Source organism: Methylobacterium sp. DB0501 (assembly GCF_011043735.1).
GTDB classification, from domain to species: Bacteria; Pseudomonadota; Alphaproteobacteria; order Rhizobiales; family Beijerinckiaceae; genus Methylobacterium; species Methylobacterium alsaeris.
Map to the genome: position 1 here is coordinate 80220 of NZ_JAAKGV010000014.1, position 24268 is coordinate 104487.

General features: G+C 72.0%; 20 protein-coding genes. 9 read left to right on the plus strand and 11 right to left on the minus strand.

Going from position 1 to position 24268, the window contains the following annotated elements:
* Positions 1 to 55 precede the first annotated feature (55 nt).
* Positions 56 to 2104, plus strand: coding sequence for a M23 family metallopeptidase (locus G4G93_RS20465; RefSeq protein WP_165086716.1), 2049 nt, complete (start codon positions 56 to 58; stop codon positions 2102 to 2104).
* 106 nt (positions 2105 to 2210) lie between these two features.
* On the opposite strand, the gene G4G93_RS20470 is transcribed toward G4G93_RS20465, so the two are convergent.
* Both G4G93_RS20470 and gluQRS read right to left on the minus strand, forming a co-directional pair.
* A complete protein-coding gene (locus tag G4G93_RS20470) occupies positions 2211 to 2879 on the minus strand; it encodes a DJ-1/PfpI family protein (RefSeq protein WP_165086718.1) in 669 nt (222 codons plus the stop codon).
* 31 nt (positions 2880 to 2910) lie between these two features.
* Positions 2911 to 3780: a tRNA glutamyl-Q(34) synthetase GluQRS gene (gene gluQRS / locus G4G93_RS20475; RefSeq protein ID WP_165086720.1), complete on the minus strand. Its 870-nt coding sequence runs from the start codon at positions 3778 to 3780 to the stop codon at positions 2911 to 2913.
* Positions 3781 to 3786: 6 nt separating this feature from the next.
* Between gluQRS and G4G93_RS20480 the strand changes: the two genes are divergently transcribed.
* A complete protein-coding gene (locus tag G4G93_RS20480; protein WP_165086721.1) occupies positions 3787 to 4485 on the plus strand; it encodes a DNA-3-methyladenine glycosylase in 699 nt (232 codons plus the stop codon).
* Positions 4486 to 4533: 48 nt separating this feature from the next.
* A complete protein-coding gene (locus G4G93_RS20485) occupies positions 4534 to 5208 on the plus strand; it encodes an alpha/beta hydrolase (RefSeq protein ID WP_165086723.1) in 675 nt (224 codons plus the stop codon).
* Here G4G93_RS20485 and G4G93_RS20490 read toward each other — a convergent pair.
* A complete protein-coding gene (locus G4G93_RS20490; protein ID WP_165086725.1) occupies positions 5205 to 5987 on the minus strand; it encodes an HpcH/HpaI aldolase family protein in 783 nt (260 codons plus the stop codon). The genes G4G93_RS20485 and G4G93_RS20490 overlap by 4 nt on opposite strands.
* 349 nt (positions 5988 to 6336) lie before the next feature.
* Here G4G93_RS20490 and purC point away from each other — a divergent pair, with 349 nt between their 5' ends.
* A complete protein-coding gene (purC, locus tag G4G93_RS20495) occupies positions 6337 to 7131 on the plus strand; it encodes a phosphoribosylaminoimidazolesuccinocarboxamide synthase (protein ID WP_063928401.1) in 795 nt (264 codons plus the stop codon).
* Between the two features lie 127 nt (positions 7132 to 7258).
* Here the strand turns inward: purC and G4G93_RS20500 are convergent, their stop codons facing one another.
* From G4G93_RS20500 to G4G93_RS20515, 4 genes are read right to left on the minus strand one after another with little or no spacing between them, the layout of a single operon-like run.
* Entirely contained in the window at positions 7259 to 8878 is a 1620-nt protein-coding gene (locus G4G93_RS20500; protein WP_165086726.1) for a glycosyltransferase family 2 protein, read from the minus strand.
* Complete coding sequence (locus G4G93_RS20505) at positions 8875 to 10860, minus strand: glycosyltransferase (protein ID WP_165086728.1); 1986 nt, start codon at positions 10858 to 10860, stop codon at positions 8875 to 8877. Before G4G93_RS20505 ends, G4G93_RS20500 begins: the two co-directional genes overlap by 4 nt.
* Positions 10857 to 11453 (minus strand): hypothetical protein, encoded by a 597-nt coding sequence (locus G4G93_RS20510; RefSeq protein ID WP_312892153.1) that lies wholly within the window; start codon positions 11451 to 11453, stop codon positions 10857 to 10859. The genes G4G93_RS20505 and G4G93_RS20510 overlap by 4 nt, the downstream gene beginning before the upstream one ends.
* Positions 11454 to 11488: 35 nt before the next feature.
* A complete protein-coding gene (locus tag G4G93_RS20515; RefSeq protein ID WP_206289908.1) occupies positions 11489 to 12001 on the minus strand; it encodes an invasion associated locus B family protein in 513 nt (170 codons plus the stop codon).
* Positions 12002 to 12254: 253 nt separating this feature from the next.
* Between G4G93_RS20515 and G4G93_RS20520 the strand changes: the two genes are divergently transcribed.
* The gene (locus G4G93_RS20520; RefSeq protein ID WP_165086730.1) at positions 12255 to 12635 is read left to right on the plus strand and encodes a hypothetical protein; all 381 of its coding nucleotides are present in this window, start codon (positions 12255 to 12257) and stop codon (positions 12633 to 12635) included.
* A 216-nt stretch (positions 12636 to 12851) separates the two neighbouring features.
* Here G4G93_RS20520 and G4G93_RS20525 read toward each other — a convergent pair whose 3' ends face one another.
* Together G4G93_RS20525 and G4G93_RS20530 are read right to left on the minus strand one after the other, a co-directional pair.
* Positions 12852 to 13595, minus strand: a complete 744-nt coding sequence (locus G4G93_RS20525; RefSeq protein ID WP_165086732.1) for a M48 family metallopeptidase — start codon at positions 13593 to 13595, stop codon at positions 12852 to 12854.
* 155 nt (positions 13596 to 13750) lie between these two features.
* On the minus strand, positions 13751 to 15022 hold the full coding sequence (locus G4G93_RS20530) for a polyhydroxyalkanoate depolymerase (RefSeq protein WP_165086733.1): 1272 nt from the start codon (positions 15020 to 15022) through the stop codon (positions 13751 to 13753).
* 366 nt (positions 15023 to 15388) lie between these two features.
* Here G4G93_RS20530 and G4G93_RS20535 point away from each other — a divergent pair, with 366 nt between their 5' ends.
* Together G4G93_RS20535 and G4G93_RS20540 are read left to right on the plus strand one after the other, a co-directional pair.
* Positions 15389 to 16780 (plus strand): ActS/PrrB/RegB family redox-sensitive histidine kinase, encoded by a 1392-nt coding sequence (locus G4G93_RS20535; RefSeq protein ID WP_165086735.1) that lies wholly within the window; start codon positions 15389 to 15391, stop codon positions 16778 to 16780.
* 42 nt (positions 16781 to 16822) lie between these two features.
* Complete coding sequence (locus G4G93_RS20540; protein ID WP_139038717.1) at positions 16823 to 17422, plus strand: ActR/PrrA/RegA family redox response regulator transcription factor; 600 nt, start codon at positions 16823 to 16825, stop codon at positions 17420 to 17422.
* 150 nt (positions 17423 to 17572) lie between these two features.
* On the opposite strand, the gene G4G93_RS20545 is transcribed toward G4G93_RS20540, so the two are convergent.
* On the minus strand, positions 17573 to 19171 hold the full coding sequence (locus tag G4G93_RS20545; RefSeq protein ID WP_165086737.1) for a gamma-glutamyltransferase family protein: 1599 nt from the start codon (positions 19169 to 19171) through the stop codon (positions 17573 to 17575).
* 219 nt (positions 19172 to 19390) lie between these two features.
* On the opposite strand from G4G93_RS20545, the gene G4G93_RS20550 reads away from it, so the two are divergent.
* Together G4G93_RS20550 and G4G93_RS20555 are read left to right on the plus strand one after the other, a co-directional pair.
* Positions 19391 to 19570 (plus strand): hypothetical protein, encoded by a 180-nt coding sequence (locus G4G93_RS20550; RefSeq protein WP_165086876.1) that lies wholly within the window; start codon positions 19391 to 19393, stop codon positions 19568 to 19570.
* Between the two features lie 10 nt (positions 19571 to 19580).
* On the plus strand, positions 19581 to 21140 hold the full coding sequence (locus tag G4G93_RS20555) for a glucan biosynthesis protein (protein ID WP_165086738.1): 1560 nt from the start codon (positions 19581 to 19583) through the stop codon (positions 21138 to 21140).
* A gap of 182 nt (positions 21141 to 21322) precedes the next feature.
* Here the strand turns inward: G4G93_RS20555 and G4G93_RS20560 are convergent, their stop codons facing one another.
* Complete coding sequence (locus G4G93_RS20560) at positions 21323 to 23854, minus strand: glycogen/starch/alpha-glucan phosphorylase (protein ID WP_165086877.1); 2532 nt, start codon at positions 23852 to 23854, stop codon at positions 21323 to 21325.
* Positions 23855 to 24268: the final 414 nt, after the last annotated feature.

Genomic DNA, 24268 nt, shown 5'->3' on the forward strand with positions numbered 1-24268 from the left:
GCTCCCGGTCCCGCGGCGCCTTCGCGCCGCCCCAACGAAGGCGTAAGGAGACACGGTGAAGCGCGCGCGCCTCGACCCGGTCGGATCCCAGCAGGCGCCCCGCGGCCGGTCCGCCGATCCGGGCCATGAACCACCGCTCGACCTGTCGGGCGCCGCCTCGCCCCGTGCCGACCGCCGCGACGTCAACCTGCGCTGGCTCGCCGCCTGCGTCCTCACCGGCATGACCGGCGCCGCCCTGATCGGCTCGGCGATCTGGGTGTCGCTGCAGGGCGAGATCACCTTCGCCGAGCTGCCGCAGGCGGTCGCCGTGGCGCCGCGCCCGGTCGCCAGCGAGGGCGGCACCAACCTCGCCCGCAAGGGCGACCGGCTGGTGCGCAACCCGATGGTGGCTTTGGCCAAGCAGAGCTTCAAGGCGCCCGTGACCCTGCGGGCGGGCGAGCGCGAGATCATCAAGGTCCGGCCCTTCGTGCGGATCGCCACCGCGCTCTCGACCACCGCCGGCATCGCGGCGACCGACATCCCGGCCTTCGACCCGATGCGCTTCTTCGCCGATCCGGGCACCGACCGGGTGCCGGAGGCGCAAAGTCCGGCGACCGACGCGCCGGATGCCGAGGTGTCGGTGGTCAAGCGCGACCTCGGCGACCTCGCGGTCCCGGCCGGCTCCCCCGCCCTCTCGGACGACGACGTGGCGGCGCAGATCGAGGAGGAACGGCGGCTCGCCGCGGAAGCGGGCCGGCGCGCGGCCCTGCCGATCGCCCCCCAGCTGATGCTGTCGCGCACCCTGCGCAGCATGGCGACGCTGCCGGGCCTCGACGGCGGCGGCGATTTCGGCGGCAGTTCCGGCCCGTTCAAGTCGATCGAGGTCCGGGTGATGCGCGAGAACGTCACCGATCTCGCCAAGATCGAGCGCGAGCGCGAGCGCGACGCGCCGCTCGTCGAGGAGCGCGACGTCGCGATCAAGCGCGGCGAGACCCTGGAGGGCGTGCTGAAGGCCAATGGCGGCCTCGACGAGCAGGTCCGCCCGATCCTGGCGGCGCTCGGCACCCGGGTCCGCTCCGGCGCGGTCGGCGAGGGCCAGCAGATGCGGCTCCAGATCGGCCCCGGGCCCCGGGTCGGCGACCCGCGCCAGCTCACCCGGGTCATCCTCTACGGCGAATCCGGCGTCGAGGCGATCGCCGCGATGAACGACCGCGGCGGCTTCGTGTCGGTGGCTCCGCCGGTGCCGGAAGGCACGGCCGCCAAGCCGGCCGCCAAGCCGGAGGCGGACGACGACGAGGAGGGCACCGGCGCCCGCCTCTATGCCAGCCTCTACGAGACCGCGGCGCGCCACGACCTGCCGCGCTCCACCGTCGAGGACCTGGTGCGGATCTTCGGCTACGACGTCGATTTCCAGCGCCGCGTCGCCACCGGCGACGGCATCGAGCTGTTCTACACCTACGACGAGGAATCCGGCGGCTCGGCCGAGCGGCCCGACATCCTGTTCGCGGCCCTCAACCTCGGCGGCGAGTCGCGAAGAATCTACCGCTTCCAGTCGCCGGACGACGGCAGCGTCGACTATCTCGACGAGGCCGGCCGCTCGCTCAAGAAATTCCTGCTGCGCAAGCCGGTGGCCGACGGCAACATGAGCTCCGGCTTCGGCTACCGCCGCCACCCGGTGCTCGGCTACGCCAAGCTCCATACCGGCGTCGACTGGTCGATCCGGATCGGCACCCCGATCTTCGCGGCCGGCAACGGCACGATCATCAAGGCCGAGTGGGATTCCGGCTACGGCCGCCGGGTCGAGATCCAGCACGCCAACGGCTACGTCACCACCTACAACCACATGTCGCGGTTCGGCCGCGGCGTCAGTGCCGGCGCCAAGGCGCGCCAGGGCCAGATCATCGGCTATGTCGGCTCCACCGGACTCTCGACCGGCGCCCACCTCCACTACGAGGTCATCATCAACGGCCACTTCGTCGACCCGATGAAGATCCGCGTGCCCCGCGGCCGCGAACTCGACGGGCGGCTGCTGGCCGAGTTCCGGCGCCAGCGCGACCAGATCGACGGGCTGATCCAGAAATCGGGCGCGCCGACGACGCTGGCGCAGCGCGAGGCGATGCGCTGAACCCGCCTCACGAGCGTTCTGGTCTCCCTCGACGGAGCTGACACCGACGGCCCCGGGCTGATGCAGTGCGGCGGAAGAACCGCCCGAGAGCGCGATCTCTGTCGTCTCACGTGATCCGCCCGATGATCGCCTCCCGGGCCGCCCGCGAGCCGCAGAGCCGCTTCTTCGCCCGCGCGACCACCGCCGCCGGCGCCTCGGCCGGGGTGCCGGATGCGAAGGGCGGGGCCGGCGCGTATTCGAGCGCCAGCTGAACCGTCTCGGCCTCCTCGCGGCCGAGCAGCTCGGCCACCACGGCGAGCCCGAAATCGATTCCCGAGGTCACCCCTCCGGCGGTGATAAGGTTGCCGTCGCGCACCACGCGGTCCTGCACGGGCACGGCGCCGAAGCGGGCGAGGAAGTCGTGCGCGTACCAGTGCGTCGTCGCCCGCCGGCCCCCGAGCAGCCCGGCCGCGCCGAGCACCAGCGCCCCGGTGCAGACCGAGGTGAGATAGCGGACCTCCTTCGCGCGCGCCCGCACGAAGTCCAGGGTCTCCCCGTCCTCCATCAGCGCGTTCACCCCGGCGCCGCCGGGGATGCAAAGCACGTCGAGGGGCGGGCAGGTCGCGAAGGTCGCCGTCGGCACGAAGGGAATCCCGGTCGCCGAGCGCACCGGCTCGCCGTCCTTCCAGATCAGATGCACGGCGCTGTCCGGCACCGAGGCGAACACCTCGTAGGGGCCGGTGAGGTCGAGCTGCTGGACCTGCGGGAAGACGAGGATTCCGAAGCTGAGCGACACAGACATTCCTCCCGTTCCGCGGCAGGATCCTCTACGGCGGAGTGGGGTGCAAGGGGTATCGGGCCTCCCGATCGACCACGCCGAAGCCCAGCCGCGCCCGCACCTCCGCCGCGCTCATCCCCCGCTCCCGCAAGGCCGCCAACGCCTCCGACCGCAGGCTCTTCGACAGCTTCTCTCCGCCCGCGTCCCGGATCAGCCCGTGATGGTGGTAGTGCGGGGTCGGCAGGCCGAGGAGGCGCTGGAGCAGGAGGTGGAGATCGGTGGCGGCTTCGAGATCCTGGCCGCGGACGACGTGGGTGATCCCCTGCGCAGCGTCGTCGAGGACGACGGCGAGGTGGTAGCTCGTCGGCACGTCCTTGCGGCCGAGCACCGCGTCGCCCCAGCGGGCCGGATCGGCCGTGCGGACCCTGGCGGGCTCGCCGGGCGCGAAGGCGGTGTAGGCGTGGGGGCCTGGACAGAGGGACAGCGCGCGGGCCATGTCGAGACGCCAGGCGTGGGGTTCCTCCGGGATCGGCCTGCGGCGGCAGGTGCCGGGATAGAGCGGCGCTCCGTCCGGGTCGCGGGCGTCGCCGGCGGCCTCGAGAATCGCCCGGCGGGTGCAGGTGCACGGGTAGATCAGGCCGCGCGCCCGCAAGCCGTCGAGGGCGGCGCGGTAGGTGGACATCCGGTCCGACTGGCGCCAGACCGGCTCGGGAAAGGTCAGCCCGAGCCAGGCGAGATCGGCGACCAGCGCCTCGGTCAGCTCCGGCCGGCAGCGCACAGGGTCGATGTCCTCGATGCGCAGCAGCAGCTCGCCCTGCAGCGCCCGCGCGATCTCGGCGTTGAGGAGGGCCGAGTAGGCGTGGCCGAGATGCAGGCGCCCGTTCGGGCTCGGGGCGAAGCGCAGGCGGGGAGACGGCACGGCGGGATGCGAACGACGAAGACTGCTCACGCCATAAGCCCGCCGGCTGCCGCCGTCACCGGGCCGCTGCTCGATTCCGAGGCGGCCCTGCGCGACGGCACGGCGGCGCTGGCGGACCTCGATCCGGTCATGGCGCGAATCCTGGCGGAGGGTGCGATACCGGTCTTGCGCAAGCGCGCCCCCGGCTTCGAGGGTCTGGCCGGCATCGTGGTGGGACAGCAGATCTCGACCGCCAGCGCCGCGGCGATCTGGGGTCGGCTGAAAGCCCGCCTGCCGGACCTCACCGCCGCGTCCCTGGCCGCGGCCCCGGACGAGACCCTGCGCGCGGCCGGCCTGTCGGCGCCGAAGATCCGCACCCTTCGGGCGGCGGCCGACGCCGTCCTCGGCGGCGCCCTGCCGCTCGATTCCCTGCACGCGCTGCCGGCCGACAAGGCCCATCGCCGGATGGTGGCCCTGCACGGCATCGGGCCCTGGACGGCCGACGTCTACCTGCTGTTCTGCCTGGGCCACCCGGACGCGTTCCCGGCCGGCGACCTCGCCCTCCAGGAGGCGGCCCGCCTCGCCGACGGGCTGGAGGTGCGGCCGAGCGCCGCCGCCCTCACGCGGCGGGCCGAGGCCTGGCGGCCCTGGCGCGGGGTCGCCGCCAAGGTGCTGTGGGCCTATTACCGGATCGCCAAAGCCCGCGACGGCGCACCCCTTCCCTGAAGACCGCGCGGCAGAGCACCCCTCCCCGACCGAACGGAGCCCGACCCGATGCCGATCCTCACCGGCCCGCGCCTGATGCCCCGCTCCGGGCAGAAACCGCGCCAGCTCGTCGTCCTGCTGCACGGCTTCGGTGCCGACGGCAACGACCTGATCGACCTCGCGCAGGAATGGCAGCCGCTCCTGCCCGACGCCGCCTTCGTGGCGCCGCACGCGCCCGAGCCCTGCATCCAGGGTTTTGGGCGGCAATGGTTCTCCCTCACCTTCCGCGACCCGCACGAGCGCTGGCGCGGCGTCAACCACGCCGGCCCGACGCTCGACGCCTTCCTGGATGCGGAGCTCGAAGCGCTGGAGTTGGAACCGCATCAGCTCGCGCTGGTGGGGTTCAGCCAGGGCTGCATGATGGCCCTGCACGTCGCCCTGCGCCGCCCGGCCCCGGTCGCGGCTCTGGTCGGGCTGTCCGGCATGCTGGTCATGGAGGAGGGCAAGGGCCCCGAGAGCCTGACGCCTTCGGCGGTGCCGCCGGTCCTGCTCGTTCACGGCGACCAGGACGAGGTGATCCCGGTCGACGCGATGTTTCTCTCGGCGGAGGCTCTCGCCGCGGCGAACGTGCCGGCGGAGTGGCACCTCTCCGCCGGGATCGGCCACGGCATCGACGACGGCGCCCTCTACCATGCCGGGCAGTTCCTCGCCGCCGGCTTCGCCCGGGCGGCGCGGCGGGGTTAGCCCCGCGCCTCCTTGAGCGCCGCGGCGGCACCGGCTCGCAGCAGGGGACCATCGCCCGAGAGCGCGATCAGGTCGAAGCCCTCCCCGATCAGCTCGCGGGTGCGCGGGCCGGACAGGGAGTAGATGCCGATGCGCTTGCCCGCGGCACGGCTGCGCGCCATGGCGTGCTTGAGCGCGTCGCGCACCGCCGCGCCGTCGGGATCGAGGCCGGCGCCGTTCGACAGGGCGATCGAGAGGTCCGAGGGGCCGATGAAGATGCCGTCGATCCCGTCCACCGCCAGGATGTCGTCGAGGGCGGCGAGCGCCTCCCGGGTCTCGATCATCGCCAGCGTCTGGCAGAAGCCGTTGGCCTCCCGCAGGTAGGTGTCGGGGGACAGGCCCGACAGGGCGAGCGCCGGGGCCGGGCCCCAGCTGCGCTCGCCGAGCGGCGGGTACTTGGCGAGGCCGGCGAAGCGCCTGGCATCATCGACGGTGTTGACCATCGGGGCGATGACGCCGGACACTCCGGCGTCGAACAGCCGGGAGACCGTGGCGAAGCCCCCGACCGGCACCCGCGCCAGGGTCGGCTTGCCGCGGGCGGCGACCAGCGCGATGGTCCGGCTGATGCTGTCGAAGTCGTGGGCGCCGTGCTGCATGTCGAGGGTGACGGCATCGAAGGCTTCCGCCGCCATGAGCCCCGCCACCGCCGGTTCCGGGATGCCGCACCAGGCCGTGATCAACGGCTTGCCCTCGCGGAATCGCGCCGCCAGCGCGGCCACCGCTCCACCCCGTTCCGCCATCTCGGTCCCTCCCGGTATCAAGGCCGCGCGTTCGGCCGCGGCTCGTGGCGCGAGCTTAGGTCAGGCCGGGGAGCGCCGTCGAGACGCGCCCGCGACATGCCGCCCCCTCCCGCCACGCTTGCATCGAGGCGGTCCCATGCGCATATCGGCGCGACCAACGACCGCAATTCATCGCAGCGGCGTCCGGGCCCTCCCCGGCGCACCGGCTAACGCGTTGTGCTGCCTTCGCGGTTCGGGTAATTTGCCCCCGGCCGCCGGGACGCCCCGGATCGACGCGTCCCTCGGCCCGACCTTCTCGTCAGAGGTCGCCGCGCCGCGGGTCCCACACGTCGTCAGGAGCCTCGGCCCCATGGACTTCCTCAAACCACGGTACACGCCTATGAATCGCCGCCGTCGCATCTACGAGGGCAAGGCGAAGGTCCTCTACGAGGGTCCCGAGCCCGGTACGCTCATCCAGCACTTCAAGGACGACGCGACCGCCTTCAACGCCAAGAAGCACGAGGTGATCGACGGCAAGGGCGTGCTGAACAACCGGATCTCCGAGTTCGTGTTCCAGCACCTCAACGACATCGGCGTGCCGACGCACTTCATCCGTCGGCTCAACATGCGCGAGCAGCTGATCCGCGAGGTCGAGATCATCCCGCTCGAGGTGGTGGTGCGCAACGTGGCGGCCGGCTCGCTGGCGACGCGGCTGGGCCTGGAGGAAGGCACCCAGCTCCCGCGCTCGATCATCGAGTTCTACTACAAGAACGACCAGCTCAACGACCCGATGGTGTCGGAAGAGCACATCACCGCCTTCGGCTGGGCGACGCCGCAGGAGATCGACGACATCATGGCGCTGGCCATCCGGGTCAACGACTTCATGTCGGGTCTCTTCCTCGGCGTCGGCATCCGCCTCGTCGACTTCAAGATGGAGACCGGCCGGCTCTGGGAAGGCGACATGATGCGCATCGTCGTCGCCGACGAGATCTCCCCGGATTCCTGCCGCCTCTGGGACATCAAGAGCCAGGACAAGCTCGACAAGGACCGTTTCCGCAAGGATCTCGGCGGCCTGATCGAGGCCTATACCGAGGTGGCCCGCCGCCTCGGCATCCTCGGCGAGAACGAGAAGGTGCAGACCGGCGGGCCGCGCCTGGTGCAGTGATGCGCTTCGGCTGACGCCGGATCGAGATTGAATGCGGGGCCGCTTCCCGGAGGAGGCGGCCCCGTCGTCGTTTCGGCACGACGCGGTGGACGTCGGGAGCGTCGAGGGATCGTCCCGGCGACGCGTCTCAGCGCGGGCCTGCCCCCTGCCACCCCCGCATGCGCGTGTAGGTCCCCGCCCGCGGATCGAAGGCCGGGTGGTACCAGGGATCGGCCGCGAGCCGCGCCCCCCAGCGCGCCCGCAAGCGCGCCACCTCGCCCTCGTGACGCCCCCGCGCCTCCAGATTCCAGCGCCGGCTCGCCGCCTCGTGGTGGTGCAGCACCGCCCCCGGCACCATCAGGGTCCGGTAGCCCGCCGCCTCCAGCCGCAGGCAGAGGTCGACGTCGTTGAAATCGACCGCGAAGGCCGTCTCGTCGAAGCCGCCGACCGCCCGGAATTTCTCGGCCTCCACGGCGAGGCAGGCCGCCGTGACCGCCGAGACCCGGTGCGTCGCCCGCAAGGACGCGAGATAGCCCGGCGCCCCGCCGGGGAAGTGACGATGGGCATGGGTGACGAGACCGCCGGTGCCGAGCACGATGCCGCCGTGCTGGACCCGCCCGCGCCCATCGAGGAGCTTGGCCCCGACCGCGCCGACCTCCGGCCGCAGGGCCTCCTCGGCCATCCGGCGCAGCCAGTCCGGCCGGAACGCCGCCACGTCGTTGTTGATGAAGACCAGGAGCGCTCCGCGGGCCTCGGCCGCGGCCCGGTTGTTCATCGCCGCGAAGTTGAACGGGCCGGGACAGGGCAGGATCCGGATGCCCTCGCCCGTCAGGCGCTGAAAATAGGCCAGCGTGTGCGGGTGGCGGCTGTCGTTGTCGCAGACGATGATCTCGAGGGACGGCCAGTCGGTGTGGGCGCGGATGCTCTCGATGCAGGCCCGCAGCAGCTCGACCCGATCGCGGGTCGGGACGATCAGGGTGGCGAGCGGGGCGGTGGGGATGTCGCGGCGCAGGGAGAGCAGGCCGCCCCGCTCCTCGACCCGGCCCGCACCGGCAAGGTGGCGCTCGGCGAGGAGCCGCCGCGAGCGGGCCCAGCCCTCGGGCGGCGCGGCCGCGAAGGGCGACCATGTCGAGAGCGGGCGCGGCAGGTGGCGCATGGCGGCACCGTCGGCATCGAGCCGCAGGAGCAGGTCGGGGATCTCGGCGCCGGGCAGGGTCGGATCGAGCCCGAGCCGGTCGAGCACCGATCGTCGGACCGCGACCACCGGTCCGATGTAATCGGCGGCGAGCAGGTAATCGGGATCGAAGGCCGGGCGCAGGACCGGCAGCAGCGGCCTCCCCCCGGGCCCGAGCACGACGGCGTCACCGTAGAGGGCGTCGAGGCCGGGATCGGCCGCGAAGGCCTCGGCGATGGCCGTGGCCGCCCCCGGCAGCAGCCGGTGGCCGGGCGCGGTCAGCACCACCAGCGTCGCCGATCGGGCGCCCCCCTCGCGGATCTCGGCCGGGGTGGCGACGCCCAGGCCCGCCACGGTCTCGGGAGCCCCTGCCGGGAGCGGCGGCACCGCGAGGGCGTGGCGAGCGCCCCACAGGATCGCGGCGCAGTCGCGAGCCCGCACCCGCTTGCCGGCGAGCGCCGCGCGGAGGACGCCCCAGGCCTCGCCCGGTCGCTGGGCCGCGAGGAGCAGGCGGACGAGCCAGCGCCGGACGGGTCCGGGCCGGTCGTCGGCGAAGCGCAGGACGTCGAAGGCCGGGTGAGGCGGCAGCCTCATTCCAGCTCCTCCCCGAACGTCGTGACCGAGAAGGCCGGGTGGTAATACGGGTCGTCCCGGATCGTCCCCCGCCAGCGGGCGGCGAAGCGGTCGCCCTCGGCCTCGAACCGCGCCCGCGCCGCGCCGACGCTCGGGCCGCGGCTGACCGATTCGTGGTGGGCGAGCACGGCACGCGGGGTCCAGATCGCGTGCCAGCCCCGGGCGCCGAGGCGCAGACAGAAATCGATGTCGTTGAAATCGATCGGGAAGGCCTCCGAATCGAGGCCACCGACCGCGTCGAATTTCTCGCGCGTGACCGCCAGGCAGGCGGCGGTGACGCCGGCGACCTCGTGCGCCACCGTGAGGCGGCCGAGATGGCCCGGCGTGTCGGCCGGGCGGTTGCGCAGGATGTGACCGGCCCGGCCGCCGAGCCCGACCACGACGCCGGCATGCTGGATCCGGCCGTTGCCGAACAGGAGCTTGGCCCCGACGGCGCCGACCTCCGGCCGCAGGGCCTGGCGCACCATGGCGGTCAGCCAGTCGGGATGCAGCACCTCGACGTCGTTGTTGAGGAGCACCAGGACCGCACCGCGGCTCGCCGCGACGCCGTCATTGACGAGGCGCGAGAAGTTGAACGGGCCGGGCCGGTCGAGGCGGCGCACCCGCTTGTCCGACTCCCACTCGGCATGGAGCGCGGCGACGCCGGGATCGGTCGAGCCGTTATCGACGATGACGAGTTCGAGGAATGGATAGGCGGTGTCCTGGAGCACGCCCCGCACCGCCACCCGCAGCAGTTCCGGCCGGTCGCGGGTCGGGATGACGATCGAGACCAGCGGCGGCGGCTCGGGCAGCGGCCAGTCGAGGTCGAGGACGTCGCCCGTCCGCACCAGGGCGGCCGGCGCGCCGGCCCGCTCCAGGGCGGCGGCGAGGTCGGCTTCGTGTCCGTCGGGATCCGGCGCCTCGGGCGCCGCGCGGCAGAGGATGCGGGGAATGCGGCGGATGCGGGCGGGGCCGGCCAGGGTCGCGGCGAGGAGGAGCGCGCGGGCGCCCTGCCCCGGCGCCCACCCGGTCCGGGCGACGAGCGCGGCGGAGACCAGGAGCGGGCGTCCGGGATAGAGCGTCGTCAGGGCGAGATCCGGGCTCCAGCCCGGCTTGAGGCTGGGCCGCAGCCCGTCCCGCGTGTCGGCCTCGCTGTCGGCATAGGCGAGGTCGGCGGGCGCCGAGCCCGCGAAGGCGGCGGCGAGGTGGGTCAGGGCATCGGGCGCCAGCACGTCGCCGGGGCGCAGGTGGCCCATCGCGACCCCGTCCGGCAGGGTGTCGGCGGCGATCCGCGGGTCGGGGAGAAGACCGGCCGGGGCCGGGCCGCGCCACGTCAGTGAGAGGCGCCAGTCGCGGTGGCCCTGCGCCAGCAAGGCGGCCACGGTGCGGCGCACGGCCTCCGCCTCGTCCGCCGCCGCCTCCAGGATCAGGCCGAGGCGCGGCAGCGGCCCGGCCGGCACCCGGTCGAGGGCGGGCTCGAACGGCCGGGCGCGCTCCGCCTTCCAGGTGGAATACTCCGCGAGGGGCCGCACGCCGGCGGCGATGCGCAGCGTGTTGCGCAGGCGGCGCGCGTCGCGGCGCAGCCACTGATAGAGCGCGACCGGCAGCTTGTCCGGCCGGCGGCGGGCTCCGATCGCCAGCACCGCCCCGCGGGAGAGGAGCCGCGCCGCCTCGATCCGGAACCCCTCCGCCGGGGCGGCGAGCAGGATGCGTGCCGTGCCCGGCGGCACCGGCCCGAGCCAGGCGGCGCGCCCGAGCACCGGCCCGGGCAGGAGCGCGTCCTCGTGGGTGCCGTCGCTGCGGGCGAAGCGCAGAAGCGGCCGCACCGGATCGGCGAAACGGTCGAGGGCGTAGTCCAGGGCGAGCCAGCGCCCGGCGACCGGCCGGCCGGGGATCAGCTCGCGGGTGAAGTCCGGATCGTCCGTGCGGGGTGCGATGCGGCAGGCGCCGGGCGCCGGGCTCACCCGTCGGCCGGAGCGGCGGCAGGCTTGCGCCGCGGTGCCCGCGCGGGCTTCGACGGGCTGCCGAGGCCGACCTCGATCTCGAAGTCCTTGGCCTGGGCGGCGGGCACGACGAAACCCTCCTCCACCACCGTGAAGCTGCCGCTGGCCTGGCCGGCGGGAATCGCCGCGACGGCCTGGCGGCTGCGCCGGCCGATGACCTGGCTGCCGCTCTTCAGCGTCACGGTGACGGGGGCGGTGAACCGGCCGGGGGCGCCGCCGGGCCCGAGCAGGACCATGCCCTGCACGCCGACCGTCACCAGCGTGCTGCCACCCTCGGCCGGACGGCATGAGCGGCTGAGCTGGCCGAGGCGGATCTGCGTGCGCACGGTGCCGCCGGCCATGGTCTGCAGCGAGGAGCCGCCCTCGGCGACGTCGATGGTCGGGCAGTAGACGTCGTCGAGGCTCGGCGGCGCCTCGGGCGGCTTGGTGGTGCCGCCATACTTGAAGATGTTGACGAGGGGATTGCCCTCGTCCTGCGGCGCCGCGCTCTGGGCCAGCGCGGGGCCGGCGAGCATCGCCGCCGCGGCGAGGCTGAGGAGACAACGAGCCGTCACGATCCTCTCCCGCACGATCCTCTCCCGGTCTCCGATCACTTCAGGCTGTCGAAGCCGTCCTTGAAGCCCTTGAGGGAGAGCGGGATGCCCACTCCTTCCTCGGGCGTCTGGAAGACGATGAAGGTGGCCTGCTGGCCGGACTTGAGCTGGTTGATGAGCTTGTCGTCCATCACCACCTCGGCGACGCAACCGGTGGAGAGGCAGCGCACGAACGAGGTGCGGCCGATCTCCGCCTGGTCGACCTTGAGGCCGAGGCCGGAGGGCAGGAGCACGCCGAGGGGCGCCACCACGCGCAGCAGGGTGCCGCGATTGTCGGCGGTCTTCAGCACGATGACCACCAGCGACAGATTCGGCCGGTCCTCGGCGGCGACGTACTGCACCAGGGCGCATTGCTCGGTCTTGGCGCCGGCCGGCGTCTCGCAGCGCAACTGCCAGTCGTCGAAGGTCTGCTTCACCGCGCCCTGCGCCAGGGCGCCGGAGGCCGGCAGGCCGAGAGCGAGCGCGAGCCCGAGGCTGGCGGCCCGCACCCGGCGTCCGATCCGTTGCAAGCTGTCTTCCACGCCGCTCACCGCTCCGCTGCCCCGGCCGAATGCCGGTCCGGGGCGTTCCGACCACGGGTCCGGGATGCTGTCAAGCCGACGACCCCGCCCGGATCCTCCCGCGCACGGGAACCCGTGCGGGGATGCAGGCTTAGCTGTAGGGCCGCAACGGCTGCCGCAGCGGGCCGTTGTTAGTGGTTTCACATGGTTTCCGGTTCATACCGGTCCGATCCGCCCTCCCTCCCGCGAGAGCCGACCCCCGATGAGACGCGCCGTCCCCTCCCTCGCCCTCCTGGCATTGTCCGCCGGTTTCCTGGCCGCCGGCCCTGCCCTCGCCGAGCCGCTGCCGATCGACGAGACGACCTATGTCGAGCGCTCGCTCAACCGTGACGCGACGCTGACCGTCGAGCACCCGCCGGTGCCGCGCAACCCGCGCGGGCGCCGGGCGTCGCGCTCCGCCGAGATCGCCGGCTTCTGCCGCGACGGCGGTGTGATCCGGCGCCGGGGCGAGAACGGCGAGATCATCCTGCGCCAGCGCGAGAATTGCGACAGCATCGCCCCCCGCACCCTGTATCCGGGCCACGTCGATCCGCGTCCGGCCTGGCCGGCGGAGCGCGTCGTGGTGGTGCGTACGAGGGGGTGAGGCTGGCCGTGAGCGCGACGGGTCAGGATCGGGGCGCAACGTCGCCGTCCCGTCCCACCCTCGACCTCATCCCGAGACGCCGGTCGATTCACCGATCGACCGGCGTCGAAGCAGGGCTCCAGGAGGCGCTGAGGCTTCTCGAATCCTCCGTCGAGGCTCCCCTCGGTCGCATCTGGGGGTCGCGGCTGGGAGACGGTGCGCTCCCCTCGAGCAGGCTCAGCCGTAGCGGTGCAACTCCGTCCCGTGCCGCTTCAGCCAGGCCTCGGGCTCGTCGTAAGCCGGATAGAGCCTGGCGACGACGCGCCAGAACCGGTCCGAGTGGTTCATCTCGGCGAGATGCGCCACCTCGTGCGCGGCGAGATAATCGAGCACCGACGGCGGCGCCATGATCAGGCGCCACGAGAAGTTGAGCTGGCCCGCAGCCGAGCACGAACCCCAGCGGCTGCGGGTGTCGCGGATGGTCAGGCGCTTCGGCGTGCGACCGATCGCGGCGGCATGGCGGGCTACGGCGGCCGATAGGTCGCGGCGCGCCTCGGCCTCGAGGAAATCGCGCACCCGGCGACCGACATGGGGCAGCCCGCAGGACACCGCGATCACCGGCATGCCGTCGGGCGCGGTGGTGGCGACCGTGCTGCCCGAGGCCGTCGACCAGTGCAGGATGCGGTGCGGGACGCCACGCAGTGGCACGACCGCACCCGGCACGAAGGCGATGCGCTCGGGCAGCTTCGCCACGCGGGCGGCGATCCACTCGCCGTGCGAATCGGCGAAGCGTTGCGCGGCGCCGAGGTCGGTGCGCTCCGGCAGGGTCAGGACGATCTCGCCGGTGGCGCTCGACACCCGCAGGGTGATGCGCCGGGCCGCGGCACGGCGACGGACGGCGACCGGGTAGCAGGTGCCGGCATGGATGACGGTGACGTGGGTGGGTTCGGGCGCCGACCGGCGCAGGAGCGCGACTCGCATTCCACCTTTGTACCTGGGAGACCCCTCGCCTGTCAGCGCCCCGGTTCGCCGCGCGAGGCCGAGCAGGCGCCCAATCCAGATGCGGAGAACGAGGACCGGCGACATCACTGCTCAAGGAGTGCCGGCGCCGCCGGAGCCGCGCCGGGCGGGGAGGGTCAGGACGCCTCGCGCAGGTCGGCGACCGCCTGCGTCCCCTGCATCTCGTGCATGAAGGCGGAGATGCGCGGCGCGATATGGGCGCGGAAGCGCGAGCCGTTGAAGACGCCGTAATGGCCGACGCCCTTCTGCAGGTGGTAGAGCTTGCGCTCCGCCGGCAGGTTGGTCGTCAGGTCGAGGGAGGCGAGGGTCTGGCCGACGCCGGAGATGTCGTCGTTCTCACCTTCCACCGCCATGATGGCGCAGTGGCGGATCGCCGCCGGGTCGACGAGCTGGCCGCGATGCCGCATCTCGCCCTTCGGCAGGGCGTGCTCGACGAAGACGGTGTTGACGGTCTGGAGGTAGAACTCCGCCGTCAGATCCATGACCGACAGGTACTCGTCGTAGAACTCGCGGTGCTTCTCGGCCGAGTCGCCGTCGTTGCGCACCAGATGCTTGAACATGTCCCAATGTGCCGTCAGGTGACGGTCGAGGTTCATGCCCATGAAGCCGGAGAGCTGGAAGAAGCCGGGATAGACCTCGCGCCAGGTGCCGGGATAGCCCGGGGGCACCACGGTGATGCAGTTGCGCTTGAACCAGTCCGAGCCGCGCTCGGCGGCGAGGCAGTTCACCGCGGTCGGCGAGCGGCGGGTGTCGATCGGGCCGCCCATCAGGGTCATCGAGGTCGGCACGCCGGCCATGCCCTCCGCCTCCATCCGGGCGACGGCGGCGAAGACCGGCACCGAGGGCTGGCAGACGGCGATGACGTGCAGGTCCGGGCCGAAGGCCTGGAACATCTCGATCAGGTAGTCGATGTAGTCGTCGAGGTCGAAGCGGCCGGCCTCGAGCGGGACCATGCGGGCGTCGATCCAGTCGGTGATCATCACGTCGTGGGCCGGCAGCATGGCCTCGACGGTGCCGCGCAGCAGCGTCGCATAGTGGCCCGACATCGGCGCGACCACCAGCACCTTCGGCTGGGCCTGGGCCGTCGGGCGCTTGAGGGCGCGCTCGAACTGGATGACCTGGCAGAACGGCTTCGACCACACCACCCGTTCGGTGACCGCAGTGGTCACCCCCTCGACCACGGTCGTGGGCAGGTTGAAGGCCGGCTTGCCGTAGCGCCGCGTGGTGCGCTCGAACATCTCGCACGCCGCCGTCACGGTCCGGCCGTAGGGCGTGTAGGTCATCGGGTTGACGGGATTCTTGAACACGAGCTGCGTGGCGTCGGCGGCCGCTCGGGCAGGCGTCAACATCCAGTGCGCGGCTTCATACCAGAAATACGAGAGATCCATGACGCCACCGTCCACGATTGACCCAGCGACGTGCGCACCCATCGCCAGGAGACGCCCGACCCAACAGGGAGTCGGACAATAGAGTATCGGTATTCAAGGGCAACATCTGCGGAAAACCAAGCTGACAAATGGTGGAACTGTGCCCTTTTTACCTCAACCCTCGCGAGCATGCCGGAATTTCGGAAAGCCGGATCGGGAGACCGACCGAGAGGCCCTGGCACGACCCCGTGACAGGGCTTGTACGGACGAAGACAACGCCCCGATCCGGTGACGGTTGCAGAGCGGGGCCGCGCCGGCACCGGCCTTCCGGGGTTTTGCGCACCGGCCGCCCTGGGCAGCGGCCGGTCCCGCACTATCGTCTCGGCGATGTTCGATCTCTCGCAGTCCGACCTGGTGCGCGATGCCCGCCACCTGCGCCTCGACACCCTGGTGCGGCTGCGCTGGCTGGCGGTGGCCGGCCAGGGCGCCGCGGTGGCCGGGGCCCATCTCGGGCTCGGCCTGCCGCTGCCCTTCGGCTGGTGCTTCCTGGTCATCGCCGCCTCGTCCTGGCTCAACCTCACGCTTCGCATCCGCTACCCGGCGAGCCACCGGCTGAGCGACGACGCCGCGGCTTTGCTGCTGGCCTTCGACATCATCCAGCTCGCCGCACTGCTCTTCCTCACCGGGGGCTTGCAGAACCCGTTCGCGCTCCTGTTCCTCGCCCCCGTCCTGATCTCCGCCACCGCCCTCCCCCCCGCCAGGACCCTGGCGCTCGGCCTGCTCGCCGTCGGCCTCGCGACGCTGCTCGCCCTGGTCTACCGGCCGCTGCCGTGGTTCGCCGGGCAGACGCTCGAATTGCCGTTCCTGTACGTGTCGGGCGTCTGGACCGCGATCCTGCTCGGAACCGCCTTTACGGGAGTTTACGCCTGGCGCGTCGCCGAGGAGGCACGCCAGCTCGCCCAGGCGCTGGCCGCGACCGAGCTGGTGCTCGCCCGCGAGCAGCACCTGTCGCAGCTCGACGGGCTGGCGGCGGCGGCGGCCCACGAACTCGGCACGCCGCTGGCCACCATCACGGTGGTGGCCAAGGAGCTCGACCGCCAGCTCGGCCCCTCCGCGAGCCCCAGCATCGCCGAGGATCTGGCGCTGCTGCGCGACCAGGTCGAGCGCTGCCGCGGCATCCTCGCCAAGCTCACCTCGCTCGATGCCGACCAGGGCGGCTTCATCGAGACCATCTCCTTGAGCCACCTCGTCGAGGAGCTTGTGGCGCCCCAGCGCGCCCTCGGCATCGTGCTCGACGTGAAGACCAAGGGCGACGGGCCGGAGCCGGCCTGCCGGCGCAATCCCGGGGTGATGTTCGGCTTGGGCAACATCGTCGACAACGCGGTCGATTTCGCCGAGAGCTGCGTGTCGATCGAGGCGCGCTGGACCGCCGACAGGGTCTCGCTGGAGATCCGCGACGACGGCCCGGGCTTCGCGCCCGAGGTGCTGCTGCGGGTCGGCGAGCCCTATGTCAGCACCCGCAGCGCCGGCAAGCCGGGGCAGGAGTCGGCCGGCCCCGACGGAGGCTCGGGCCTCGGCCTCGGCCTGTTCATCGCCAAGACGCTGATCGAGCGGTCCGGCGCGCAGCTGAACCTCGCCAACGCGGTCGATCCCTCGACCGGCGCGGTGGTGCGGGTCGTCTGGCCGCGTCACGTTTTCGAGAGGGAGGCGAAAGGCCACCGAAACCCGGGCATCGGAGGCGCCGCACCCCTGACGCAGACCCGCGACGTTCCTATATAACGCTCTGAACTTGCTGATTGAAAGCTGGAGGAGCGTCGTTTGATGACGCAGTATGGAACACTCAGCCCGGAGGCCTCGGCCGGCACCATCCCGGAAGGCGACGCCCTCCTCAACCACGCCGACCGCAGCCTGCTGATCGTGGATGACGACAAGCCGTTCTCGACCCGCCTCGCCCGGGCCATGGAGGCACGCGGCTACAAGGTGCACGTCGCCGAGAGCGTGGCCGAGGGCGTGTCGGCGGTCGACGCGCAGCCGCCCGCCTTCGCGGTGATCGACATGCGGCTCGGCGACGGCAACGGCCTCGACGTGATCGCCCGCCTCAAGGAGCGCCGGCCCGAGGCCCGCGGCGTGATCCTCACCGGCTACGGCAACATCGCCACCGCGGTGACCGCCGTGAAGCTCGGTGCCTTCGACTACCTCGCCAAGCCCGCCGATGCCGACGAGATCCACGGCACCCTGATGGCCGAGCCCGGCGAGCGGGCCGATCCGCCCGAGAACCCGATGTCGGCCGACCGGGTGCGCTGGGAGCACATCCAGCGCGTCTACGAGCTGTGCGGCCGCAACGTCTCGGAGACGGCGCGCCGTCTCAACATGCACCGGCGCACGTTGCAGCGGATCCTGGCCAAGCGCGCGCCGCGCTGAGGGCCATGGAAGTCGGTTCGCGAAGGGCTCGGCGCCGGGAGGCGTCGGGCCCTTCGTGTCTTGGCTGCTTCGTGTCTCGGCTAAACCGTCGCCACGAGAATTCCCTCAGGGGAAATACGCCGAGAGACGAGAACAGAGTTCCGGCAGGACCTAGATTCCCGCCGCCGCCCCATCCGACCGCGGATCATGCGTCGCCTCGACCCGCCCGTTGCCGGGGTGGCGCACCAGCAGGCCGGCATGTCCCAGCGAATCGATGTACGACCCGCCCAGTTCCTCGACCTCGTGGCCCATCCGGGTGAGCGCGGCGATGCAGGAGGACTCGAACCGGTCCTCGACCTTCACGCTCATCGATTCGGCGCCCCAGGTCCGGCCGAACAGGAAACGCGGCGCGTCCACCGCCTCCGCGACACCCATCCCGTAGGTCGCGTAGCGGGTGAAGACCTGGGCCTGGAATTGCGGCTGCCCGTCGCCGCCCATGCTGCCGTAGGAGAGCACCCGCCCGTCGGCGAGGACGGCGAGGGCCGGGTTGAGGGTGTGGAACGGCCGCCGCCCCGGCTCCAGCGGATTGACCGCCTTCGGATCGAGGGAGAAGGCGACGCCGCGATTCTGCCAGGTGAGGCCGGTGCGAGGCAGCACGACGCCCGAGCCGAACTCCCAATAGACCGACTGGATGTACGAGACGGCGACCCCGTTCCCGTCGATCGCCCCCATCCACACCGTGTCGCCGTCGCCGACCGGGCGGACGGGATAGGGAGAGGCCCGGTCCATCCGGATCATCGCGGCCTCGGCTTCCAGGCGCTCCGGCGTCAGGAAGCGCGCGGGCTCGTGGCGCAGGCGGTCGAAGTCCGTCACCACCGCGTCGCGGATCCGGAAGGCCCGCTTCGTCGCCTCGATCAGGCCGTGATAATGGGCCGCCGTCTCGGGCCGGATGGCGCCCAGCCGCTCGTAGAGGCCGAGGATCAGGAGGGCGGCGAGGCCCTGGCTCGGCGGCGGGCAATTGTAGAGTGTGGCGCCTGAGACTTTCAGCGAGAGCGGCGCCCGCGACACCGCCCGGTAGCGCTCGATGTCGGCGCGGGTGACCGGGCTGCCGGCCCGTTCGAGGTCGGCGGCGATCTCGCGGCCGATATCGCCGCGGTAGAAATCCTCCAGGCCGGCGTGGCCGAGCTGCTCCAGGGTGGCGGCCAGAGCCGGCAGCGCCCGCTTGGTCCCGGCCGTCGGCGGCTGGCCGTCGACAAGATATGTCTCGCGAAAGCCCGGCTGGTCGTGGAGCGTGTCGAGTTCCTTCGGCACGTAGCGGGCCTCCGAGGCCGAGACCGCGACGCCCTCGCGGGCGTGCCGGACCGCGTCGGTGAGCAGCAGGCGGAGGGGCAGGCGCCCGCCGAGGTCGCGGGCGATGCCGTGGGCGAGCGCCCAGCCGCCAACGGCGCCGGCCACCGTGAGCGCCGCGTCGGGCCCGCGCTCGGGGATCGTGTCGTAGCCCTTGTCGCGGTAGCGCCGGATGGTGGCGAGGCTGCCGGCCGGCCCGCAGGCCTCGATCGCCCGCACGACGCCGCTCGGCCCGCGGATCAGCCAGAAGCCGTCGCCGCCGAGGCCGTTCATGTGGGGATAGACCACCGCGATGGTCGCCGCCATGGCGAGCATCGCCTCGACGGCGTTGCCGCCCTCGTCGAGGATCGCCCGGCCGGCCTCGGCCGCGAGATGGTGGGGGGCCGCGCAGGCGGCGCGGGAGAAGACGGGGGTCTCGGGCATCTCGGCGCTGTCGGTGTCTCTGAGCTTACCGTAACGTTACGATACGGCGATGTGGGGGGTGCGCGGTTGCGCCGGCCCCGCGGTTCAGGCTAGTCCCCGCAGCCATGAAACGATAGGCGCCGCCTGGCGCCCGTCGCCCGCCACACAGGACAAGGGTCAGGCCGCGTGCCCGCATCAGGATCCCTCAAGCCCCGCAGCCTCGTCACCATCCTCAGCATCATGGTGCTGGTCGGCGTCGAGGTGTTCGCGGTGGCGATCGCGGCGGGCTGGGCGCTCGCCGGAATCTTCGAGCTCGGCGACACCGTCGGCCACGTGCTGATGGTGCTGTTCAGCCTGATGGCCCTCTATATCATGGTCCAGCTCTGGCGCCGGGCCACCAGCATCGAGCCGATCCGCTAAGGGCGCACCGATGATCGACCGCCGCACGCTGCTCGCCGGCGCCGCGCTCCTGCTCGGCTCCGGCTCTTCAGGTTGGAGCGCCGAGCTGCCCCTCGGAAAGCCGGAAGCCTTCAGCTTCGACAGCCTCAAGGCGAGGGCCAGGGAGATGGCCGCCCGGCCCTACGCGGCCCCGGCGATCCCCGACCGCGACGTGTTGCAGGCGATCGATTACGATGCCCACGGCAAGCTGAAGTTCAAGCCCGACCACGCGCTCTGGGCCGAGGGCCCGAGCGCCTTCCCGGTCACGTTCTTCCATCTCGGGCGCTACTTCCAGAAGCCGGTGCGGATGCATGTGGTCGAGGGGGGCCAGGCGCGGGAGATCATCTACGATCCGGCCGCCTTCGAGATGCCGGCGGATTCGCCGGCCCGGCGTCTGCCGCCGAATCCGGGCTTTGCCGGTTTCCGCTTCCAAGAGCGCCGCGGCGGCCCCCTCGACTGGCGCCGCAACGACTGGGTCGCTTTCCTCGGCGCCTCGTATTTCCGGGCGATCGGCGAACTCTACCAGTACGGCCTCTCGGCCCGGGGGCTGGCCCTCGACACGGTGATGCCGGACCGGCCGGAGGAGTTCCCGGACTTCACCCATGTCTGGTTCGAGACCCCGGCGGCGGAGTCCGACACCGTCACGGTGCTGACCCTGCTCGACGGCCCCTCGGCCGCCGGCGCCTACCGCTTCACGATGCGCCGCACCAAGTCGGTGGTGATGGACATCGAGGCGAGCCTGCACCTGCGCAAGGATGTCGGCCGCTTCGGCCTAGCACCGCTCACCTCGATGTACTGGTTCTCCGAGACCGCCAAGCCCACCGCCGTGGACTGGCGCCCGGAGGTGCACGATTCCGACGGCCTCGCCCTCTGGACCGGCACCGGCGAGCGGATCTGGCGCCCGTTGCGCAACCCGCCCCGCACCATGGTCTCGGCCTTCTCGGACGAACGCCCGCGCGGCTTCGGCCTGATGCAGCGCGACCGCCTGTTCGACCACTACCAGGACGGCGTCTATTACGACCGTCGGCCCTCGCTCTGGGTCGAGCCGCTCGGTGACTGGGGCAAGGGCAGCGTCCAGCTGGTCGAGAATGCCACCGACGACGAGATCCACGACAACGTGGTGGCGATGTGGGTGCCGGCGGAACCGGCTCGCGCCGGCTCCTCGCACGACCTCGCTTACCGCCTGCACTGGGTCGCGGGCGAACCCTACCCGAGCAACCTCGCCCGCGTCGTCGCGACCCGCGAGGGCAATGGCGGCCAGGCCGGCACCGACCGGCCGAAGGGCGTGCGCAAGTTCGTGGTGGAGTTCCTCGGCGAGCCCCTGGGCCGCCTGCCCGCCGGGGTGAAGCCCGAACCGGTGCTCACCGCCTCCCGCGGCACCTTCTCGCTCGCTCGCACCGAGGCGGTACCGGACGACGTGCCGGGCCATTGGCGGGCCGAGTTCGACCTGGCGGTGACGGGGGCGGAGCCGGTGGAGCTGCGGCTGTTCCTGCGCCGGGGGGACGAAACGCTGAGCGAGACCTGGACGTACCAGTACATCCCGGCGGCGTAGCTCACTCTCTACGGGGTCCATCACCCTCCATGTCATTCCGGGGCCGCGCAGCGGAGCCCGGAATGACGCGGGTGAGGTGTGGACGTGCATGGTCTCTGTCCTGGACGGAGGTTCCTCGACAAAGAAAGCCCTGCGGCTCACGCCGCGGGGCTTTCTGTCTTTCGTCACACGGTCCGGCCGCGTCAGCCCACCCGCACCCGCCAGATCTCTTCGGCGTATTCCCGCATCGTCCGGTCCGACGAGAACCACGCCGTCCGGGCGGTGTTGAGGATCGCCGACTTCCACCAGGTCTTGGGCCGGCGCCAAGCCGCGTCGACCTCGCGCTGGGCGCGCCAGTAATCGTCGAAATCGGCGGTGAGCAGGAAGCGGTCGCCGTGGCTGAGCTCGTCGACCAGCGGGCGGAACCGGCCCGGCTCCTCGGGGGAGAACCCGCCCGCGGCGATCATGTCGAGGGCGGCGCGCAGGCGGGGCGAGGCCGCGATGGCGCGGCCGGCATAGCCGGGCTGGCTCTGCGTGCGCTGCACCCCGGCCGCGTCGAGGCCGAAGATGAAGATATTGTCGGGACCGACATGGTCCTTGATCTCGATATTGGCGCCGTCGAGCGTGCCGATGGTGAGCGCGCCGTTGAGCGCCAGCTTCATGTTGCCGGTGCCCGAGGCTTCGAGGCCGGCGGTCGAGATCTGCTCCGACAGGTCGGCGGCCGGGATGATCGATTCGGCGAGGCTCACCGAGTAGTTCGGCACGAAGGCCACCGTCAGGCGTCCGGCCACGTCCGGATCGGAATTGACGCGCTTGGCGACGTCGCTGGCGAGCCGGATGATCAGCTTGGCCTGGGTGTAGCTCGGCGCCGCCTTGCCGGCGAAGAGCTTGACCCGGGGCGTCCAGTCGCGGTGCGGCTCGGCCTTGATCGCCTGGTAGAGCGCGACCGTCTCCAGGATGTTGAGGAGCTGGCGCTTGTACTCGTGGATGCGCTTGATCTGGACGTCGAACAGCGCCTCCGGATCGAGGGTGATCCCGGTGCGGTCCTCGACGACGCGGGCGAGTGCTTGCTTGCGCTCCCGGCGCACCGCCGCGTAGCGCTCCTGGAAGCCGGCATCCTCGGCGAGGGCGGCAAGCCCCTCGAGGTGACGCGGATCGTCGAGCACCTTCGTGCCGACCGCCTCGACGGCGAGGCGGGTGAGGCCCGGATTGGCGTTGTGGAGCCAGCGCCGGAAGGTGATGCCGTTGGTCTTGTTGACGATCTTGTCGGTATCGAGGGCGTGGAGCGGCGCGAACACCGTCTGGCGCATGAGCTCGGTGTGGAGCGCCGAGACGCCGTTCACGCGGCGGGCGCCCAGGAAGGCGAGATGGCCCATGCGGACCCGCTTGCCGTGGCTCTCGTCGATCAGCGAGACCTCGGCCAGCGTCTCGGGCGACGTGCCGTGCTTCGACACCTCCTCGAGGTGCATCCAGTTGATCAGGTAGATGATCTGCATGTGGCGCGGCAGCAGCCGCTCCATCAGCTCCACCGGCCAGGTCTCCAGGGCCTCCGGCATCAGGGTGTGGTTGGTGTAGCCGAGCGTCTGGGTGGTGACGTGCCAGGCATCCTCCCAGGCAAGTCCGTGCACGTCGACGAGGAGCCGCATCAGCTCCGGCACGGCGATGGCCGGGTGGGTGTCGTTGAGCTGGATCGCCGCGTGGTCGGGCAGCGAGCGCAGGTCGCCGCGCTCGGCGACGTGGCGGCGCACCAGATCCTGGAGCGAGGCCGAGGTGAAGAAGAATTCCTGGCGCAGGCGCAGCTCCTGGCCGGCCGGCGTCCCGTCGCTGGGGTAGAGCACCCGCGAGATCGCCTCGGCCCGGGCGCGCTCGGCCACCGCGCCGACATGGTCGCCGGCGTTGAAGCGGGCGAGGTCGATCGCCTCGGGCGCGCGGGCGGCCCAGAGGCGCAAGGCGTTGACGTGCTTGGCGCCGCGACCGATCACCGGGGTGTCGTAGGGCACGGCGCGCACCGTCTCGGCCGGGCGCCAGACCCGGCGCAGGGTGCCGTCCGGCTGGACGCTCATCGCCACGTCACCGCCGAAGCCGACCTCGCAAGTCGCTTCCGCCCGCTCGAACTCCCAGGGATTGCCCTCGGCGAGCCAGGTCTCCGGCACCTCGCGCTGCACGCCGTCCTCGATCACCTGCCGGAACAGGCCGTGATCGTAGCGGATGCCGTAGCCGTAGGCGGGGATCGCGAGGCTCGCCATGCTCTCCATGAAGCAGGCGGCGAGCCGGCCGAGGCCGCCATTGCCGAGCGCCGCGTCGGGCTCGGCGCCCGCCACCGCGTCGAGATCGACGTCGAGGCCGGCCAGAGCCGCCCGCACGGTCTCGGCGACGCCGAGATTGCCCATCGCGTCGGAGAGAAGGCGGCCGATCAGGAATTCGAGGGAGAGGTAGTGCACGCGCTTGGGCGGCACGATCCCGGCCGAGATGGCGCTGGCGGCCACCGCCCGGTCGCGCAGGGCCAGCGCCGTCGCCACGAACCAGTCGCGGTCGCGGGCGGTCGCGGGCGTCTTGCCCAAGCCATAGGCGAGCTTGGCCAGGATCGCGGTGCGCATGACCGTGACCTCGTCGCCCGCGGGGGCGGCGGGCGCCGCCTGCGGCATCCAGGAGCGCGGAGCCTCGGATTCGCGGCGGGCCGCGTCTTGCCGCGTCTCGTCGCGCTGGCGACCGGGCAGAATAGCTTCGTTCAGCACCTTGGAACCCCCTTCCCTGCCGCAGGTCTCGTTTTGCTGCAGCGCGATCTCGCGTCGCGTGCTGTGCAGCAAACCTTTGGCCACGGCAGCATCGTGTGGCTGTGAAACGGCGATGTCGAGACGCCGCGACAGGCTTGGGCACGCGAATGACCGCGTGTTGCTGTCCCGACACGTCTCACGGAAACGAGACTTGATTTTGGCGAAACGGCCTGAAGCGAGTGTGAACGCTTTCGAGGTCGCCCGCAGGTCGGACCTTAGGGTTAGTGGTACCCTAGGGGAAGGGCCGACCGTCAGAGCAGGGTTGCACCTTCGGTCTAACCTGCGGGCGGACCTGTGAGTGCCGTCGCACCGTCCTTCGGGCGGAACCCCGCCGGTCCGATGCTCCCGGCCCGGGCGCTCGCGCGCCTCCTCCCT